General features: G+C 66.9%; 16 protein-coding genes and 1 pseudogene. 6 read left to right on the forward strand and 11 right to left on the reverse strand.

The window, feature by feature from the left end; translation table 11 throughout:
- The first annotated feature begins 4 nt into the window (after positions 1-4).
- Together rbfA and truB are read left to right on the forward strand one after the other, a co-directional pair.
- Positions 5-373 carry a 30S ribosome-binding factor RbfA gene (rbfA, locus tag AC3WON_RS16590; RefSeq protein WP_010809484.1) on the forward strand — a complete coding sequence of 123 codons (369 nt, stop codon included), beginning with the start codon at positions 5-7 and terminating at the stop codon, positions 371-373.
- Positions 374-472: 99 nt separating this feature from the next.
- Positions 473-1,420: a tRNA pseudouridine(55) synthase TruB gene (gene truB, locus AC3WON_RS16595; protein ID WP_492319921.1), complete on the forward strand. Its 948-nt coding sequence runs from the start codon at positions 473-475 to the stop codon at positions 1,418-1,420.
- A 37-nt stretch (positions 1,421-1,457) separates the two neighbouring features.
- Here truB and AC3WON_RS16600 read toward each other — a convergent pair whose 3' ends face one another.
- The 9 genes from AC3WON_RS16600 to AC3WON_RS16640 all read right to left on the reverse strand — a co-directional run bounded on the left by AC3WON_RS16600 (position 1,458) and on the right by AC3WON_RS16640 (position 10,972).
- Complete coding sequence (locus AC3WON_RS16600) at positions 1,458-2,450, reverse strand: Bug family tripartite tricarboxylate transporter substrate binding protein (RefSeq protein ID WP_492352280.1); 993 nt, start codon at positions 2,448-2,450, stop codon at positions 1,458-1,460.
- A gap of 84 nt (positions 2,451-2,534) precedes the next feature.
- Positions 2,535-3,233, reverse strand: a complete 699-nt coding sequence (locus tag AC3WON_RS16605) for an AroM family protein (protein ID WP_492319923.1) — start codon at positions 3,231-3,233, stop codon at positions 2,535-2,537.
- Complete coding sequence (locus AC3WON_RS16610) at positions 3,230-4,153, reverse strand: DUF1177 domain-containing protein (protein WP_492319924.1); 924 nt, start codon at positions 4,151-4,153, stop codon at positions 3,230-3,232. Before AC3WON_RS16610 ends, AC3WON_RS16605 begins: the two co-directional genes overlap by 4 nt.
- A 60-nt stretch (positions 4,154-4,213) precedes the next feature.
- Positions 4,214-4,918: a dipeptidase PepE gene (pepE, locus tag AC3WON_RS16615; protein WP_492352281.1), complete on the reverse strand. Its 705-nt coding sequence runs from the start codon at positions 4,916-4,918 to the stop codon at positions 4,214-4,216.
- Positions 4,919-4,936: 18 nt separating this feature from the next.
- Entirely contained in the window at positions 4,937-5,719 is a 783-nt protein-coding gene (locus AC3WON_RS16620) for an IclR family transcriptional regulator (RefSeq protein WP_492352282.1), read from the reverse strand.
- 200 nt (positions 5,720-5,919) lie between these two features.
- A complete protein-coding gene (locus AC3WON_RS16625; RefSeq protein WP_492352283.1) occupies positions 5,920-7,533 on the reverse strand; it encodes a DHA2 family efflux MFS transporter permease subunit in 1,614 nt (537 codons plus the stop codon).
- A 2-nt stretch (positions 7,534-7,535) separates the two neighbouring features.
- Positions 7,536-8,792, reverse strand: a complete 1,257-nt coding sequence (locus AC3WON_RS16630; protein ID WP_492319928.1) for an HlyD family secretion protein — start codon at positions 8,790-8,792, stop codon at positions 7,536-7,538.
- Positions 8,793-8,836: 44 nt separating this feature from the next.
- The gene (locus AC3WON_RS16635; protein WP_492319929.1) at positions 8,837-10,381 is read right to left on the reverse strand and encodes an efflux transporter outer membrane subunit; all 1,545 of its coding nucleotides are present in this window, start codon (positions 10,379-10,381) and stop codon (positions 8,837-8,839) included.
- A gap of 102 nt (positions 10,382-10,483) precedes the next feature.
- Positions 10,484-10,972, reverse strand: a complete 489-nt coding sequence (locus AC3WON_RS16640; protein ID WP_492319930.1) for a MarR family winged helix-turn-helix transcriptional regulator — start codon at positions 10,970-10,972, stop codon at positions 10,484-10,486.
- A gap of 188 nt (positions 10,973-11,160) precedes the next feature.
- Here AC3WON_RS16640 and typA point away from each other — a divergent pair, with 188 nt between their 5' ends.
- Positions 11,161-12,981, forward strand: a complete 1,821-nt coding sequence (gene typA / locus AC3WON_RS16645) for a translational GTPase TypA (RefSeq protein ID WP_492319931.1) — start codon at positions 11,161-11,163, stop codon at positions 12,979-12,981.
- A 75-nt stretch (positions 12,982-13,056) separates the two neighbouring features.
- Here the strand turns inward: typA and AC3WON_RS16650 are convergent.
- Together AC3WON_RS16650 and AC3WON_RS16655 are read right to left on the reverse strand one after the other, a co-directional pair.
- Positions 13,057-14,027 (reverse strand): annotated as a pseudogene (locus AC3WON_RS16650) (autotransporter outer membrane beta-barrel domain-containing protein).
- 174 nt (positions 14,028-14,201) lie between these two features.
- Positions 14,202-15,131, reverse strand: a complete 930-nt coding sequence (locus AC3WON_RS16655; RefSeq protein WP_492319932.1) for a sterol desaturase family protein — start codon at positions 15,129-15,131, stop codon at positions 14,202-14,204.
- Between the two features lie 237 nt (positions 15,132-15,368).
- Here AC3WON_RS16655 and AC3WON_RS16660 point away from each other — a divergent pair, with 237 nt between their 5' ends.
- From AC3WON_RS16660 to AC3WON_RS16670, 3 genes are all read left to right on the forward strand, one after another.
- Positions 15,369-16,934, forward strand: coding sequence for a methyl-accepting chemotaxis protein (locus AC3WON_RS16660; RefSeq protein ID WP_492352284.1), 1,566 nt, complete (start codon positions 15,369-15,371; stop codon positions 16,932-16,934).
- Positions 16,935-17,044: 110 nt separating this feature from the next.
- Positions 17,045-18,133, forward strand: coding sequence for an enoyl-CoA hydratase/isomerase family protein (locus AC3WON_RS16665; RefSeq protein ID WP_492319934.1), 1,089 nt, complete (start codon positions 17,045-17,047; stop codon positions 18,131-18,133).
- 129 nt (positions 18,134-18,262) lie between these two features.
- Positions 18,263-18,823, forward strand: coding sequence for an NADPH-dependent FMN reductase (locus AC3WON_RS16670; protein WP_492352285.1), 561 nt, complete (start codon positions 18,263-18,265; stop codon positions 18,821-18,823).
- The last annotated feature ends 89 nt before the right edge of the window (positions 18,824-18,912 follow it).

Raw genomic sequence — 18,912 nt, forward strand, 5'->3', positions numbered from 1 at the left:
TTGAATGGCCAAGAAAGGCAGCATCTCCTCCCGCAATCTCCGCATCTCCGACCAGATCCAGAAGGACCTGGCCGAGATGATCCAGCGCGAACTGCGCGACCCGCGCCTCGGCCTGGTCACGCTGCAGTCGGTCGCGCTGACGCCCGACTATGCGCACGCCAAGGTGTACTTCACCGTGCTGGGCGCCGAGGCCGCCGAGGCGGAAGCCATCCTGAACGAAAAGGCCGGCTACCTGCACTCGCTGCTGTACAAGCGCCTGCACATCCATACCGTGCCGACGCTGCGCTTCTTCCACGATACCTCGGTCGAACATGCGATCGAGATGTCCAAGCTGATCAACGAAGCGAACGCCACGCGTTCGAAAGACGACTGAAGCCGGCGCCCATGCCGCCCTGGCATGGGTTTCGCGGCCACTACGTTCACGTTGCCGCCATCCGCGCCGCATCGCCGTCCCGCCTCCCGCTTTCTCCAGATGACCGATTCCAACGCCAACCGCCCGCCGCGCCTGCCGCGCCGCGAGGTCCATGGTGTGTTGCTGCTCGACAAGCCGCTGGGCCTGTCGTCCAACGACGCGCTGGTGCGCGCCAAGCGCCTCTTGCGCGCGGCCAAGGCCGGCCATACCGGCACGCTGGATCCGCTTGCCACGGGGCTGCTGCCGCTGTGCTTCGGCGAAGCCACCAAGTTTTCGCAAGACCTGCTGGAAGCGGACAAGACCTATGACGCCGTGGTGCGGCTGGGCGCGCGCTCGAGCACGGGCGACGCCGAAGGCGAGCTGCTCGACGTGCGCGAGGTCACCTGCGACCGCGCCGCGGTGGAGCAGGCGCTGGCAAGCTTCCTCGGCGAGATCGAACAGGTGCCGCCGATGCATTCGGCGCTGAAGAAGGACGGCCGCCCGCTGTATGAATACGCGCGCGCCGGCCAGACCGTGGAGCGCGCGGCGCGCCGCGTCACCATCCGTTCGATTGCGCTGCTGGATTGTGCCTTGCCCGATGCCCTGTCGTTCACGATGCGGGTGACGTGCAGCAAGGGCACCTATATCCGCACGCTGGCCGAGGACATCGGCGAAGCGCTGGGCTGCGGCGCGCACCTGACCGGACTGCGCCGGATCGCCGTGGGCGACCTGACGTTGGACGGCGCGGTGACGCTGGAGCAGATCGAACAGCACGACGATGCGCAGCGCCCGGCCATGCTCGCACCTGTGGACGCCTTGCTGCAGAAGTGTGCACCGGTGCATCTGGATGACGCCGCCGCAGCGCGCTTCCTGCAGGGCCAGCGCATCGCCCAGCGCGACCTGCCGGCCGCCACCGGGCTGGCCGAGGATGCGCTGGCGCGCGTCTATGCCGGCGAACCAGCCCGGCTGCTGGGCGTGGCACGCATGCGCGAAGGCGCGTTGCGGCCGGAGCGGCTGGTCAAGCTGTAAATTGCGCGAGGGGCGTAAGTGGCCGCCCCGTCAGCAATTACTCGAGCGTGATCTTGGCCGTCTTGATGACATCGGCCCACATCTTGCGATCCTGGGCGAGGAACCCGGCGAAATGCTCCGGTGTATCGCCCACGGGCTCGGAGCCGAATTCAGCCATCTTCTTCCTGACTTCCGGGTTCGCCAAGGCCTTGACCAGCGCCTGGTTGTAGCGGACCACGATTGCCTTCGGCAGGTCCTTCGGCCCGAAGATGCCTTGCCAGGTCGGCATGTTGAAGTCCTTCAGGCCGCTCTCGGCAAGCGTCGGCACCTCCGGCAACAGGGGCGAGCGCTTGCTGCCGGTGACTGCCAGCGCCTTGACCTTGCCGGTCTTGGCCAGCGTCGCCGCGGTGGTGATGTTGTCGACCGTCATGGCGATATGCCCGCCCATCAGGTCGGTGATCACCGGGGTGGCACCCTTGTACGGCGCATGGACCATGTCGATGCCAAGACGGTGCAGCATGGTTTCGGCAATCAGGTGATTCGACGTGCCGACGCCGGCGGTGCCGTAGGTGACCTGCGGCGTCTTTTTAACGTAGGCGACGAAGTCGGCCATGGTCTTGACCGGCAGGGCCGGATTGACGATCACAACATTCGGCTGGGTGGCCAGCATGGCGATGGGCGTGAAATCATCCGCCTTGTATGGCGTGCCCTTGGGGTTGAGCACGTGGGTCACCGCCATCGCGCCGGCGGCGCCCATGCCGATGGTGTAGCCGTCGGCCGGGGCCTTGGCCAGCTTGTCGGCGGCGATATTGCCACCCGCACCCGGCACGTTCTCCACCACCACCGGAACCCCCAGGCTTTCCGACAGCGGCGCCTGCACCAGGCGCGCCAGCAGATCGGCCGAGCCGCCGGGCGCAAAGCCCACCAGCAGGCGCACCGGCTTGGCCGGCTTCCACTCCTGCGCCTGCGCGCCCGGGATCACCGCCGCGCCCAGGCTCACCCACATCATGCCGCGTGCCAGCGGCCCCATCCACTTCGCCACCTGTTTCATTGTTACTTCCACTCCAGCAGTGTCATGGGCAATCTGTCAGCGGGCTTGCCCTTACCCGAAAATGGATTCGCTTCGTGCCTGGATTCAGGCCGCGGCACCAGCCAGTACCTGTCCCAGCAGCCTTGCCACCATGCGGTTGGAGAGCAGCACCGGCGCGCCGGCATGGCGCGCCACCTCGGCCCGCATGGCTTCGGTGTAGCCCATGCAGTGCATCACCACCAGGTCGCAGCCGCGCAGCGTCTCGCCCGCCTGCGCGAAGCGATCGGTGCTGGCGTCGGTATAAGGCGAGGCATGGGTGACGCGCAGTTCGCAGGGCGCCGGCTGGATCAGGTGGAAGCTGCTTACCTGGGCTTCCAGCGGCAACACGATGCCGAGCCGCTTGGAGCCCTGCGCCAGCGCCACGGTCAGGTGGTCCACTATCTGCTGCGGTTCGATGACCAGGGTCCGCATCGGCGGCAGGGCGGTGCCGGTGCACAGTGGCACCAGGGCGTCGAAGCGGCCGTCGTCCAGCGAGGTCATCAGCCGGGCCAGCATGGCCTCGGCCACCGGCTTGCCCATCACCGCCTGCGTGCCGTCACGCAGCCGGCTGGCAAAGCGGTACTCGCCGGGCGCGGGCGCCAGCGCGGCAATGTCTTGCGGGCCCAGCGCGTCCAGGATGCCGAATTCTTCCACCGTGGCCGGCAGGCCCAGGTCGGCAATCATCTGCGGCACCACATCTGTCCTGGGCGCCTGCCCGATGGTGACGAAGGCCACGCGTGGCTGGCGTGCGGCAGGCGTGTTCATGCCTCGGTTCCTACGGTCTGCAGATGGGCCAGCGAGCCATAGCGGCGCTGCAGCTCGGCCCACTCGGCCGTGTCATAGAAGTCGCACTGGCCCTGGCCGAACTGCTTCGCCACCTCGATGCAGAAGCGCGTCGCCACGTCGATGTCGAAGGCGTTGGTGACGCCGGTTGCGCAGCCTGGCACAGTGGTCTGCGCGGTCAGCGCCACGCCCACCACCGGGGCAGGGGTCACGATGGCCGGTTGCATGATCGAGTTGACATGCCACAGGCCGTTCTCATACGGCGTGATGTCCTGGGTGGTCAATGGCAACACCATCGGCAGTTCGCCGCTGACCCATCCCATCAGGTCCAGCATCCGCTCCGGCAGGCGCAGCAGCCAGCCTTCCTTGGCCACCGGCGTCAGCGCCACGCCGCGGCGGTTGACGAAGCGGTTGCCGCGCGTGGTGTCGACCGACAGGATCGCCGCCATGCGCGGGTGCACCTCATGCGACATCATCGTGCGCATCGCAAAGGGCGATTTCATCATCGGCACCGGATGATGCGGCCGCGTGGCGGCATGCGGGCAGATATGGGTGTGGATGCGCACCGGCCCGGCCAGCACGTCGCCGGTGGCGGCCATGTCGGCCAGCTTCAGCGCGCTGGCGACGGCCACGATGGCGCCGTCGGCATCGGACACCAGTCCCGTCACGGCCGGGCGTGCGCCGACGCCGCCCAGCCGGCCCACCACGCCAAGTGCGGGCGCGTCCGGGTTCTGTCCGGGTACCGTGCAGGCGAGGAAATCGGTGTAGAGGCCGTTCTCTTCCACGCGCGTGACGGTGACATCGTCCAGGCCGCGCGAGCGCAGCAGTGAGGCGACGGCTGCGCCGTCGACATTCGCTGCCGACAGCAGCTCGATCGATTCAATAACCTGCTTGATAGACATCTTGCTTGACTTCCTGGGGCTGGGGTGGGTTCTGTACGCTGGGCACTCAGGCCGGCAAATTCAGCGCGGCAGCGACAGCGCGCCGGGCTGCACGTCGGCAATGTCCGCGCCCCAGAACCAGCGCGCGGCATGGGCGCCGCCCATTTCGAGGCGATCGTCCGAGACCCGCACCCAGTTGCCCTCGGGCAGGCCCAGCACCGGCATGTCGGGCTGCAGCACGGTGAATTCGGCCAGGCGCTGGTCGCGCGTTTCGCCGCGGAAGCCGGGCACGACCAGGTTGAAGTAGTGCGGGTTGATCTGGAAGGGGACCAGCGCCAGCGCGTCCAGGCCGCCCGGGTCGGCCACCGGCATGTCGTTGGTGGTGCGGATGGTCGGGCAGGCCAGGTTGGCGCCGGCGCTCCAGCCGATATAGCGCGCGGCACCGGATCGCACCCGCGCCGAGATCGCCGCCAGCAGGCCACGCTCGCGCAGGCATTGCAGCAAGCGGAACGTGTTGCCGCCGCCAACGACGATCAGTTCAGCCGCTTCGATGGCGCGCACGGCTGCCGCCGGCTCGGCCAGCCGGTGCAGCGATTGCACCGCGATGCCGACCGGCGCGAAAGCGTCGCGGACCAGCGTCTCGTAGGTGTCCCAGTCGCGCGTGACGCCGGCGAACGGGATGAAGCAGGCAGTCTTGCGGCCGGTGGCCAGGTCCCGGATTGCCGCCTGGGCGTGTACCAGGTAGCCGGCGTCGCTGCTGGAGTTGCTGAGTAACAGGAGTTCCATAAGTCGTTGCGGCGAAGTCTAGATAAGTGGGGCGGCGTCGAGCCACAGTGGGTCGCCGATGCGCTGTCCCACGGGTGCCACGGCCTGCACCAGCGTCGCGCGCAGCGCCTGGGCCTGGGCCTGGCTGACCTGCATCGCGGTGAAAGACAGGCACAGTCCGCGCACGTCGCCTGAGAGCGGGTCTGCCAGCGTCGCGGCCACGGCGCCGATGCCGGGCATGCCTTCATTCACGGCGATGGCGCTGCGCTCGGCGCGGGCCGTCGCCACGCGTTCGCGCAGCTCGGCAACCGTGGCGGGACAGCCTGCGGGTGCATCCGGCAGCTTGCGGGTGCCGGTGGCGCCATAGCGCGAGTTGAAGTCAGGCTCGGGCAGGCGCGACAGCAGTACCCGGCCCATCGCCGTGGTGAATGCCGGCCGGCGTGCGCCGGGCGGCGACAGCACCTGCACCGGATTGCTGCCGTTCAGGCGTTGCAGCACGACGGTGTCGGTGCCGTCCAGCATCGACAGGTAGGCGGTGAAGCCGGTGGCATCGGACAACGTGGCCAGGATCTCGCGGCATTGCTCGTCGAACGGATGCGCCTGCGCAGCAGCCTGCGCTGCGCGGATCAGCAGCGCGCCAGGGCGGTAGCGCCGCGTGGACGGCTGCAGTTCCAGCAGGCGGTAGCGCACCATCTGGGCGAGCAGGCGCGAGGCCGAACTCTTGGCAAGGCCAAGTTCGTCCAGGACATCGTTAAAAGTGATCTCGTGCCGGTGATGTCCGAACATGTCCAGCACGCTTTCCACGCCTTCAAGAATGCTCACTCCGCCGCTCCACGCTCCACATCTCTCTTACCCGCTCAAGTTCCGTTTTGTGGAACCAAGGTTCCGTAAATCGGTTTGCAAATAATAGAGGCACAAGGACAGGAACACAAGGGGGGCATTCCTGGCGCGGCAATCCGGCGGCGAAGCAAAAAAAATGGCCCCGGTCAGGGGCCAAGTCTTGAAAACCGGCGAGGTGGGGGTCAGTGCGCCGCCATCGCATCCGCCGACCCGCCGCCGCCCTTGGCCGGCCGCGTCAGCCAGACAAAGCCGATCAGCACGAAGAACAGCATCCCCGAGATCCAGAAGATATCGTTGGCGCCGAGCATGGCCGCCTGCTGGGTGATATTGCGCTCGATCACGCCGATCGCCTGGGCCTGGCTCATGCCCATCTGCATCAGGTGGTTGAGCTGGTCGTGGTAGGCCGGGTTGTACGGGTTCACCTGTTCCACCAGCTGCGCGTGGTGCAGCGCTGTCCGGTTTTCCCAGAGCGTGGTCGAGATCGACGCGCCGATGGCCCCGAACGTGATCCGGACGAAGTTGGACAGTCCTGACGCCGCCGGAATCCTTTCCGGCGGCTGGCCCGACAGGATGATCGAGGTCAACGGGATGAAGAACATTGCCATGGCCGCGCCCTGGATCAGGGTCGGGATCATCAGCGTGCGGGTGTCCACCTGCGTCGTGAAGCCGGCGCGCATCAGGCTGACGATGCCGAAGGTGATGAACGCGGCCGTGGCCACCCAGCGGGCATCCATTTTCGGCAGGTTCTTGCCAATCAGCGGCGACAGCAGGATCGCAAAGATCCCCACCGGCGCCATCACGATGCCCGCGTCCGTGGCCGTATAGCCGACAATCGTCTGCAGCCACAGCGGCAGGATCACCAGGTTGCCGAAGAACAGCCCATATGCCACGGAGATGGCCACCACGCCGGCGCTGAAGTTGCGGCCCTTGAACAGGCTGATATCGACGATCGGGTGCTTCTCATGGCTCTCCCAGATCAGGAAGAACAGGAAGCCGACAATCGCCACCAGCGTCAGCACCACGATCTCGGTCGAGTGGAACCAGTCCAGTTCCTTGCCCTTGTCGAGCATCAGCTGCATCGAGCCCACCCAGATCACCAGCAGCGCCAGGCCGATGCGGTCGATTGGCAGCACCTTGGTCGGGGTTTCGCGGTCCTTGTAGATGGCCCAGGTGACATAGGCCGTGACGATGCCCACCGGCACGTTGATGTAGAAGATCCACGGCCAGGTCATGTTGTCCGAGATCCAGCCGCCCAGCAGCGGGCCCATGATCGGCGCCACCAGCGTGGTCATGCCCCACAGTGCCAGCGCCATGGTGCTCTTCTGCGGCGGATAGCTCGACAGCAGCAGCGACTGCGACAGCGGGATCATCGGCCCGGCCACCGCGCCCTGCAGGACCCGCGCGGCCAGCAGCGTCTCGAGGTTGGGCGCGACGCCGCACAGCCACGATGCCAGCACGAACAGCAGGATCGAGGTGATGAACAGCCGCACCGCGCCGAAGCGCGTGGTCAGCCAGCCGGTCAGCGGCACCGAGATCGCATTGGCCACCGCAAACGAGGTGATGACCCATGTGCCCTGGTTGGGCGCCACGCCCAGGTCGCCTGAAATCGCCGGGATCGATACGTTGGCGATCGACGAGTCCAGCACGTTCATGAACGTGGCCAGCGACAGCGCGATGGTGCCGACCACCAGCTTGCCGCCGGTCAGCGGCTGCGGCTGCGGCGGCGCCAGCGGCCGGACGGGCCGCGCCGGCGCCTGGCTGCCGCCGGACTGCGCGGCGGAGGGGGAGATGGCCATGGTCAGGTGTTGGCGGGCTTGGCGTTGGCGGCGCTGGCCGAGGGCAGGCCGGTGCTGCGGCCGCCGTTGTTGGCGGCGATGATGCGCGCGATCAGCTGGTCGGCGTCCTGCGCAACCTTGTCGTAGACATCGGTCTGCATCGGCTTGGCCGGCGCGGCGGCGGCCATGGCGGCGCCTTCCTCGCGGCGCACGTCGACCTTGACGGTCATCGACAGGCCCACGCGCAGCGGGTGGTCCTTGAGCTGCTGCGGGTCAAGCGCGATGCGCACCGGCAGGCGCTGTACCACCTTGATCCAGTTGCCGGTGGCGTTCTGCGCCGGCAGCAGCGAGAAGGCCGAGCCGGTGCCGGCCGAGAAGCCGGCGACCTTGCCCTGGTATTCCACCTTGGAGCCGTACACGTCGGCTTCCAGCGTCACCGGCTGGCCGATGCGCATATGCGTGATCTGCACTTCCTTGAAATTGGCGTCGACCCAGACCTGATCCAGCGGCACCACGGCCATCAGGGGCGCGCCGGCGGCCACGCGCTGGCCGACCTGCACCGAGCGCTTGGCAACGTAGCCGGTGACCGGCGCCGGCATGGCCGAGCGCGCGAACGACAGGTAGGCCGAGCGCAGGCTGGCGGCGGCGCGCTGCACGTTGGGGTGCTTCTCCACCGTGGTCTGGTCGGTCAGCACCTTGTTCGACGCCAGCTGCTCGCGCGCGGCCAGCAGCGCCGACTCCGCACCCTTGAGCGCGGACTGCGCGTGCGAGATCTCTTCATTCGAGACCGCGCCCGAGCCGGCGATGGCCTGGCGGCGGCGCAGGTCGTCGCGGGCCTTGGCCACGTCGGCTTCGCGCAGCGCCACGTTGGCGGCGAGCGAGCCGTTGTTGACATACAGCGTGCGCACTTCGCGCACGGCCTGTGCCAGCTGGGCCTCGGCCTGTTCCAGCGCCACCTGCGAATCGGCGCGGTCAAGCTGGATCAGCGGCTGGCCGGCGGTGACCAGTTGCGTGTCGTCGGCGGAGATCGACACCACGGTGCCGCCCACCAGCGGCGTGACCTGGACCACGTTGCCGGCGACATAGGCGTCGTCGGTGTTTTCAAAGTGGCGGGCGTACATGCCCCAGTAAACGCCATAGCCGATGCCAGCGACCACAATTGCCGCGGTCAGCGACAGCAGCATGCGCTTGCGCTTGCCGTTGTTGTTGGTGGTAGCTGGCGCTTGCTGGGCAGGGTGCTGGGGGGTGTTGGTGCCGGCCGCTTGCTGGTTGTTGCTCATGATGTCTTCTGAATAATCTTGTCTTCGATCACTGGGTGCGCGGATCAGCCGCGGGCGCCCGCCTGGGTGTTGTGCTGTTGCTGCGCCGGTCCGTGGCCCGCGCTCTCGTGGCCTTCCGCAGGCTCCTCGTAGCCGCCGCCGAGCGCCTTCATCAGGCCCATCTGCAGGTCCAGCCGGCGCGCCTGCAGGTCGGTCGCCAGGCGGCGCTGCTGCAACACATTGCTTTCGGCGTTCAGCACGGTCAGCTGCGTGCCCAGGCCGGCCTTGTAGCGGGTGGTGGCCAGCGCATAGGCGTGCTCGGCCAGGTCCAGCGCTTCGCGCTGGGTCTGGATCTGCTTGTCGACGCTGCGGATGCTGGTCATGGTGTCGGCGGTCTCGCGCAGCGCATCGACCAGGGCCTGGTTGTAGTTGGCCACGGCGATGTCGTAGCCGGCGTACTTGCCCTTCAGGTTGGCGCGCAGCTTGCCGCCTTCGAAGATCGGCAGGCGGATGGTCGGGCCGATGCCGAAGGTGCGGCTGACGCCCATCAGCAGGTTGGACGGATCCAGCGCGGCCAGGCCGGCAAAGGCGGTCAGGCTGACGTCAGGCAGGAACTCTTTCTTGGCGACATTGATGTCCTTGGACGCCGCCTCCACGCGCCAGCGTGCCGCCACCAGGTCCGGCCGGCGGCCCAGCAGGCCGATGGTCAGGTTGTCGGGCAGCGTCGGCGTGGCCTGCGCCAGCAGCACCGGGCGCTGGATCTGCAGGCCACGGTCCGGGCCCTTGCCCAGCAGCGCTGCAAGCTGGTTGCGCGCCAGGGCGATTTCCTCGTCCACGCGCTGCAGGTCGGTGCGCGAAGCAGCCACCGTGCCGCGCGCCTGCGTGGTCTCGACCTGGGTGTCGAGGCCGGCGGCCAGGCGCTGGCGCGACAGCTCGGTCAGGTCGCTGCGCTGGGCGATGGCGCGCTCGGCCACGTCGTGCTGGGCATACAGCGCCGCCAGGCGGGCGTAGTTGCGGGCGATCGAGGTGGCCAGGATCAGGCGCGAGGCCTGGCTTTCCGCTTCGGCGGCGCGGTCGTCGGAGAGCGCGGCTTCAAGCGCATCGCGGTTCTTGCCCCAGAAATCGAAGTCATAGGACAGGCCCACCTGCAGGCGCGACTGGTTTTGCCACGATCCCGCCAGCGGGGTGCCTTCGAACAGGTCTTTCTCGGAGAAGCGCTGGCGGATCAGGCTGCCTTCGAACTCCAGGTGCGGATAGAGCGCGCTGCGGGTGACATCGGCCATGGCGCGCGAGGCTTCCACGCGGGCGAACGCGGCCTGCAGGCTCGGGTTGTCCTTGATCGCCTCATCGACCAGGGCGCTCAGCTGGGGGTCCTTGAACTGCGCGACCCAGTCCTGCGAGGGCCACTGGCCATGCTCGTCGGGCAAGGTCTGCGACGTGGCCATCGTGGCCGGGTCGGCCACGGTCTGCGTGCTGTGCGAATTGCCAAGGGCCGCGCAGCCGGCCAGCACCGCCGCGGCCACGGCGGTCAGCGCCAGTGTGCCGGCGCGGCGCACGAGCGCGCTTGTACGGGCTGGCTGGGAGACTTGGGGAGAGAGAGCTGGTTTCATGATGACGCTCCGTTGCCGGAGCCATGCTGTTTCTTCTACGGGCTGTTGCGGGGTCCGGTTGACCGGACGTTCTGGCTTGCCGGAAGCCGGCAGGTACGCCCGCTACCCGCTGTTGTTTTCGATGATCCGTCGCAGCATGCTGCGCAGCAGTTGGATCTCATCCTCGGAAAAACCGCGGAAGTGGTGGGCAAGTACCTTGCAGAAGATGGCGGGCAGCCGTTCCACCAGTTCCTGGCCCTGTGGCGTGACCGACAGGTCGACCACCCGGCGGTCGGCGTCGCGGCGCCGGCGTTCGATCAGCCCGCGTTTTTCCATGCGGCTGAGCAGGCGCGTGACCGAGCCCATGTCGGTATTCAGTTCGCGGCCCAGGTCGGTGACGGTCGAGGCGCGGCCGGTGGCCAGCATCATCAGGCAGCTGGCTTGTGCCTGCGTGATGTCCAGGCTGCTGACTTCCTGCTCGACCCCGTGCGCCAGCATGTTCTTGGCGCGCTGCATCAGGTAGCCGACGCTGTCGCACATCTGGTACTGGGTGGGATCGAACTGGCCGGCCGTGGATTCGGCTGGTTGATCGGAGGAAGGGAGCCGTGACATCTTTGCCTTTGCAATCTTTGCTGAGGCAAATATATGTTCACGTTTAATGATAAGCAAGAACGGAAATTGGTTATTCCACTTTTCGCAATGATATTCATTCGGTAAGTGGCGGTTCGGATCAACGCGTCTTGCGCTGCAACATGCTAGAATATTGGGTTACCTCAGATTCTCCAAAGCGAGACGCAGCAATGACCCGCGCCATCCGAAATATCGCCATCATCGCCCACGTCGATCATGGCAAGACCACCCTGGTCGACCAGCTCCTGCGCCAGGCAGGCACCTTCCGCGACAACCAGCAAGTCGCCGAGCGGGTGATGGACTCGAACGACCTGGAAAAGGAACGCGGGATCACGATTCTCGCGAAGAACTGTGCTGTCGAATACAACGGCACCCATATCAATATCGTCGACACCCCGGGCCACGCCGACTTCGGCGGTGAAGTTGAGCGCGTGCTGTCGATGGTCGACGGCGTGCTGCTGCTGGTCGACGCAGTCGAGGGCCCGATGCCCCAGACCCGCTTCGTCACGCGCAAGGCGCTGGCGCTGGGCCTGAAGCCGATCGTGGTGGTCAACAAGATCGACCGCCCGGGCGCGCGCCCGGACTGGGTCATCAACCAGACCTTCGACCTGTTCGACAAGCTGGGCGCCACCGACGAGCAGCTGGACTTCCCGGTGATCTACGCCTCGGGCCTGAACGGCTTTGCCGGCCTGACCGAAGACGTGCGCGACGGCGACATGAAGCCGCTGTTCGAGACCGTGCTGGACAAGGTGCCGGTGCGTGACGACGATCGGGACGGCCCGCTGCAGCTGCAGATCATCTCGCTGGACTACTCCAGCTACGTCGGCAAGATCGGCGTGGGCCGCATTTCGCGTGGCCGCGCCCGTCCGCTGCAGGACGTGGTGGTCAAGTTCGGCCCGGAAGGCAACCCGATCAAGGGCCGCATCAACCAGGTGCTGAAGTTCCAGGGCCTGGAGCGCGAGATCGTGTCCGAGGCCGAAGCCGGCGACATCGTGCTGATCAACGGCATCGAAGAACTGGGGATCGGCTGCACCGTGTGCGCGCCGGACGCCCAGGACGCGCTGCCGATGCTGAAGGTGGACGAGCCGACGCTGACCATGAACTTCTGCGTCAACACCTCGCCACTGGCCGGCCGTGAAGGCAAGTTCGTGACCAGCCGCCAGCTGCGCGAGCGCCTGGACCGCGAACTGAAGTCCAACGTTGCGCTGCGCGTGGCCGATACCGGCGACGACACCATCTTTGAAGTGTCTGGCCGCGGCGAACTGCACCTGACCATCCTGCTGGAAAACATGCGCCGCGAAGGCTACGAGCTGGCCGTGTCGCGTCCGCGCGTGGTGTTCAAGGAAATCGACGGCGTCAAGTGCGAGCCGTACGAACTGCTGACCGTGGACGTCGAAGACAGCCACCAGGGCGGCGTGATGGAAGAGCTGGGCCGCCGCAAGGGCGAACTGCTCGACATGGCTTCAGACGGCAAGGGCCGTACCCGCCTGGAATACCGCATCCCGGCCCGTGGCCTGATCGGTTTCCAGGGCGAGTTCATGACCCTGACGCGCGGCACCGGCCTGATCAGCCATATCTTCGACGACTACGCACCGGTGCGCGAGGGCGGCCTGGGCGAGCGCCACAACGGCGTGCTGATCTCGCAGGACGATGGCGACGCCGTGGCCTACGCGCTGTGGAAGCTGCAGGACCGCGGCCGCATGTTCGTCAAGCCGGGCGATGCGCTGTACGAAGGCATGATCATCGGCATCCACAGCCGCGACAACGACCTGGTGGTCAACCCGATCAAGGGCAAGCAGCTGACCAACGTGCGTGCTTCGGGTACCGACGAAGCCGTGCGCCTGGTGCCGCCGATCCAGATGTCGCTCGAATACGCGGTGGAATTCATCGCCGACGATGAGCTGGTCGAACTCACGCCCAAGAGCATCCGCCTGCGCAAGCGCCACCTGAAGGAGCACGAGCGCAAGCGCGCTTCCCGCGAAGGCGCATAAGCGCTGGCTGTGCCAACAAGAAACCGCGCCCGTGAGCGCGGTTTTTTGTTGGCGGGGGGACAACGGGGCACCTGCTTACCATGCGTACTTCACCCCGGCACGCAGCGCGTACTGATAGAAACTCTGCGCCCCCCACGCGCCGGCCACATTGGCCCAGCCGCTCCAGCGCTTGCCGATATCGGCATTGACGCCGAGCTTGTGCTCGTCGTTCTGGTACCAGGTGCCGTAGGCGCCGATGCTCCAACCCTGCACGCTGCCCTTGGCGCGCGCCGGATTGCCGTCGGCGTGGGCATCACTGCCGGCGTTGTCGTAGCTGCCCATTGCGCCCACATGCAAGCGATCGGAGCCCGTGGCCACGCGCCAGCGCGCCAGTTCGACGCCGCCCTGCAGCAGGAATGCTTCAGTGCCGACCTTGAAATTGCCGTCGCGGCTGCGGCTGCCTTCCCAATTGCCGAGCGCGCGCAGCCAGCCCGAACGGATGCTGCCACGGGCGCTGTCAGGGACGCTGCGGGCAGCCATGCCTTCGGCGTATTGCGGCTCGCCGAGGCGGTCATGCAGGCTATGCACGAACATCTGCCCGACCAGCCGCTGGTTGGCGAGGTAGGCGGCGACTTCAGGGCGGTATGGGGCTGCGGCGGCGCAGGTGGCGCAGGCGGTTCGGGCGGCGAGGGCGTGGGGCCGGGACCCGGTGACGCCGGTTGCGGCGGCTTTGCCGAACGCAGGTACCAGGCCTGCGGATTGCTGCCGTCCGTGCCGCCGCGGAACAGGCGGTATTCGTAAGCGCCGGCCACGGCGCGGCCGTCCAGCGCGAACGCGGCGGGCGCGGTGGTGCCGGCGTTGACAGTATCGACCACCACTATGCCGTTGGCCGTGGTCAGCGCGCCCGCGCCGCCGGCATTGACAATGCGCAGGCCGGTGGTGCCGGGCGCCGTGCCGCCGGTGACGGTATAGGTGCTGAACGATGCCGGCTGCCGCAGGTCGATCTGGGTGATGCCGTCACCCGAGATGGCCTTCTGCGCGTAGGCAGGGCAGCAACTGGGCGGCAGCCACCGCGAGCGCGCCCATCGTTACGGCGGTGAATCTCGACCATGCGCACGCCATTGCCGCGATCTCCACATCGGGTGCTTTGCCTGCCCCTGTCGAGGATCGCTACGATGCGCAGCAACGCGCTGCATCGGCACGGGCACCGGATGGAAGTAAATGCCGGTGCCGGCGGCCGGTCAATTTCGTATTTTCTGCGCAGAATTCAACAGTCTGGTTCCTTCGGAAACTTGTGGAGGCGATGGCTGTTGCGTGCCAGGCACGACCTCCAGCGCCGGTGCGCGCGGGCTGCGCCACTCGGGCGGCTTCCACAGGTAGCGCAGGTCGCGGTCGCGCCAGGTATCGGCGAACATGTCGCGCCATTCGTGGAAGGTCAGCGTCAGCGGGTTATGGGTGCGCACCTGGCGGGTGATGCCGTACACGGGGGCCTCATGCTCGGGGACGAAGGTGCCGAACAGGCGATCCCAGGTCGTCAGCACACCGGCGTAGTTGCGGTCGATGTACTGCGGGTTCTTCGCATGGTGGACGCGATGGACCGATGGCGTATTCAGTAGCGACTCGATCAGCGGCCAGCGTTGCCCCAGCCGCGTATGCACGAAGAACTGGAAGGCCAGGTTCACGCCGACCGCCAGGATCACCCAGTCTGGCGTGAAGCCGATCCATGCCAGCGGAATCCAGAACAGCCACATGCCTGAGAGCGGATACGTCAGGCTCTGCCGGAACGCCGTCGAGAAATTCATGCCTTCCGACGAATGGTGCGTCACGTGCGAAGCCCACAGCCAGCGCACGCGGTGGCTGGCGCGGTGGAACCAGTAATAGAGAAAGTCCTGCAGCAGCAATAGCAGCGCGAATGACCACAGGGTCTCGGGCATGGCGCGCAGGCCGTGCTGGTAGCACCAGGTATAGACCGTGCGGATCATCAGCCAGAGGAAGAACGCATCCGAGGCCTGGTGCATCAGCGCCAGCGCTGCGTTGGATACGGTGTCGCGCGGACTGTAGACGGTCGGGTCGCGGCGGGCCCAGTACCAGGCCTCGGCGCCGATGGTCAGCAGGAACACTGGCGCAAAGGCCAGCAGCACCAGTCCGGGATCGAGCGATTCAGTGTTCATGCCGCCAGTTTGCATATTCCGCGCGGAATTGCCACGAGGGGTTCCTCCAAACGGCGCCGCGCGGGGTTTCGCGGCGCATCCGCCACATGGTGGATTGCTGTACTGCCACGCAATTCTGTCACGCGTGTGAAGGTGGTGAATACCGGTAAAGGACGCAGCCAGCGTGCCGTAGTTGAACAGGGCGGCGGCGCGGCTCGCGCTCCCGATTTCCCCGATTCCTCTTCCCCCGGAGCCTTCATGTTCAAGAACACTACCATCGGAGCCAGATTGTGGTTCCTCACCATCGTCACAAACTTGTTGTTGTTGATTGTCGGCGCAGTGGGTTGGCTCGGCATGTCGCGCAGCAACGAGGCGACGCACCAGATCTATGGGCAGCAGCTGTCGGCCGCGTTCAACCTGGCCGAAGCGCGTTCGAACCAGCTGCTGGTGCGCGTACTGCTGGACCAGGCGACCTTCGCCACGGACCCCGCCGATGCCAAGGCGCGCGCCGCGACCGCGGAAGGCTTTGCGCGCGATTCAGAGAAGGCCTGGCAGGCATATCTCGCCTTGCCGCGCTCGGCTGACGAAGCCAGGGCGGTGGAGGATGTCACCGCCAAGCGCGATGCGCTCTTCAAGCAGGGTGTCGCGCCGATGATCACTGCGCTGCATGCCGGCGACCGCGATGGCGTGATGAAGGCCGTGCTCGAAACCATCCCGCAGCTCGACATCGCCTTCACCGCCGTCAATGCCGAACTGAACAAGCTGCAGGTGGCCAGCGCCAAGCAGGTCTACGAGGCATCGCAGCAACGCTATCGCAACCTGTTCGCGCTGTCGGCATGCGTGCTGGCAGTGGGCCTGGCATTCAGCACCGTGGTGGCATGGCGCCTGCGCCGTTCGATCGTGCAGCCGCTGGATACTGCGATCGGGCGTTTCGAGAAGATCGCGGGTGGCGACCTGAGCGTCGCCGCTTCCGGCGGCGAGGTGCTGGCCGATGAGTCGGCGCGCAACGAGACCGCGCGCATGCTCGGCATGCTGGGCCGGATGCAGGCCAGCCTGGTGGCCATGGTGGGCGACGTGCGTGGCGGCGCGGACTCGATTGCCTCGGCCAGCAAGCAGATCGCCAGCGGCAACGCCGACCTGTCGCAGCGTACCGAGCAGCAGGCGGCCTCGCTGGAAGAGACCGCCTCCAGCATGGAGGAACTGACCAGTACCGTGCGCCAGAATGCCGACAGCGCGCGCGAGGCCCGCGGGCTCGCAACGGATGCCGCGACCCTGGCCGAGCGCGGCAGCGAGGCCGTGCTGCGCGTGGTCAACGTCATGCAATCGATCGATGCCAGCTCGGGCAAGATCGTCGACATCATCGACGTGATCGAGAAGGTTGCGTTCCAGACCAATATCCTGGCGCTGAACGCGGCCGTGGAAGCCGCGCGTGCCGGCGAGCACGGCCGGGGGTTTGCCGTGGTGGCCGGCGATGTGCGCGACCTGGCGCAGCGCTGCGCTGGCGCATCGAAGGAGATCCGCGCGCTGATCGGCGCCTCGGTGGCCAATGTGCGTGAGGGCTCGGAGCTGGTCGATGACGCCGGCCGGGCGATGCAGGACATCGTCGACGCGGTGCAGCGTGTCAGCGCCATCATCGGCGATATCAGCGCGGCCTCGGACGAGCAGTCCAACGGCATCGAGCAGGTCAACGTGGCGGTGTCGCAGATGGACAGCATGACGCAGCAGAATGCGGCGCTGGTGGAGCAGGCGGCCGCCGCGGCGGCATCGCTCGAAGACCAGGCGCAGCGCCTGACCTCGCTGGTGGCGACGTTCCGGCTGGCCTGACGGTGCCGGGCGCATGCGCAGTGACTGCACATGCGCAGCAAGCTGCCCACAGGGGTGCGCTCGCCGATGCGACTGGCGTAAAATCGCGAGTTGCATTGGAGGAGTACGACATGACTGAATTCGTCACGACCGAGGTCCGCGGTGGCATCGGATACCTGACGCTGAACCGCCCGCAGGCGCTCAACGCCCTGTCGCTCGACATGATCCGCGCCATCACCCAGGCGCTGCAGACCTGGGCCGCCGCACCCGAGGTGGCGGCCGTGGTGGTCGCCGGTGCCGGCGGCAAGGCCTTCTGCGCCGGGGGCGATATCCGCTATTTCCACAAGGCTGCGCACGAAGGCAACCCGCTGCTCGACCAGTTCTTTGTCGAGGAATACGCGCTGAACTTCCTGATCCACCGCTATGCCAAGCCCTATATCGCACTGATGGACGGCGTGGTGATGGGCGGCGGCATGGGCATCTCGCAAGGGGCGCGGCTGCGCCTGGTCACCGATCGCACCAAGATGGCGATGCCGGAAACCAATATCGGCCTGTTCCCGGATGTGGGCGGCGGCTGGTTCCTGGCGCGCACGCCGGGCCGCATCGGCGAGTACCTGGGGCTGACCGGCACCGTGATCCATGCCGCCGACGCGCTCTACGCCGGGCTGGCCGATGCCTATCTGCCGGGCAACCGGCTGGCCGAGCTGGTCGATTCGCTGCGCACGCAGCAGTTTGCCAGCGGCGACGCCGTGCTGGCGCACATCGAAGGCTTTACCGCTGCGCACCGCGATGACTGCGCGCCGGCGCACAGCACGCTGGCCGGGCTGTCGGCACAGATCGACAGCCTGTTCGCTGGCAACACCATGCCGGACATCCTCGCCGCCGTCAGCGACGCACCGGGCGACTGGGCCGCGCAGACCGCCGCCATGCTGCGCAGCCGCTCGCCGCTGATGCTGTGCGTGACGCTGGAGCAGATCCGCCGTGCGCGCAGCATGTCGCTCGAAGACGAACTGCGCATGGAACTGGACATGATGCATTACGTGTTCCGCAACGGCGACGGTGTCGAGGGCATCCGCGCACTGGCTGTCGACAAGGACCACAAGCCGCGCTGGCAGCATGCGCGGCTTGATGATGTCAGCCGCGAGAAGGTGCTGTCGTTCTTCGACAGCCCGTGGCGCGCCGAGGAACATCCGCTGGCGTCGCTCGGCAAGACTGCCTGACATCCGCTGCGCAGGACGTGGCGGCGCCGACTCGGGTAGAGTGACGGCTGGACCGGCGCACGCGGCCAGGCCAACCCTGGCCGCGTGCGCCGTCCGCGTCATTCCGTCCACACAGTCAAAGGAGCCGCAATGAGTAATCCTCGTGATGTCGTTGTACTGGTGGGAAGCCTGCGCAAGGAGTCATACAACCGCAAACTGGCCAAGGCGCTGATCGCGCTGGCGCCGCAGCAACTCAAGCTGGAGATTGTCGAGATCGGCGAGCTGCAGCTGTACAACCAGGACCTGGACGACAAACCTACCCAGGCCTGGACCACGTTCCGCGACCGCGTCCGCCGCGCCGACGCCGTGTTGTTCGTGACCCCGGAATACAACCGCTCCGTGCCCGCGCCGCTGAAGAACGCCATCGACGTGGGCTCGCGGCCCTATGGCAGCAGCGTCTGGGACGGCAAGCCTGGCGCCGTCATCAGCGCTTCGCCCGGCGCCATCGGTGGCTTCGGTGCCAACCAGCACCTGCGCCAGTCGATGGTGTTCCTCAATGTCCCGATGCTGCAGCAGCCTGAGGCGTATATCAGCGGGGTCGACAAGCTGCTTGATGAGCAGGGCGGGATCGCCAATGAATCGACCAAGGGCTTTCTCGGCAAATTTCTGACGACGTTTGCAGACTGGATCGAGCGGACTGCGCCGCGCTGATACTGCCGGGGCGGGGCGCTGTGAACCTCGGCGCGGTAGCCTGTAACCGCGGTTGGGGGGACGTGTCAGGTTACGAAGGCGTGCGCATC

The sequence above is a fragment of the Cupriavidus sp. FW305-46 genome (assembly GCF_058787075.1).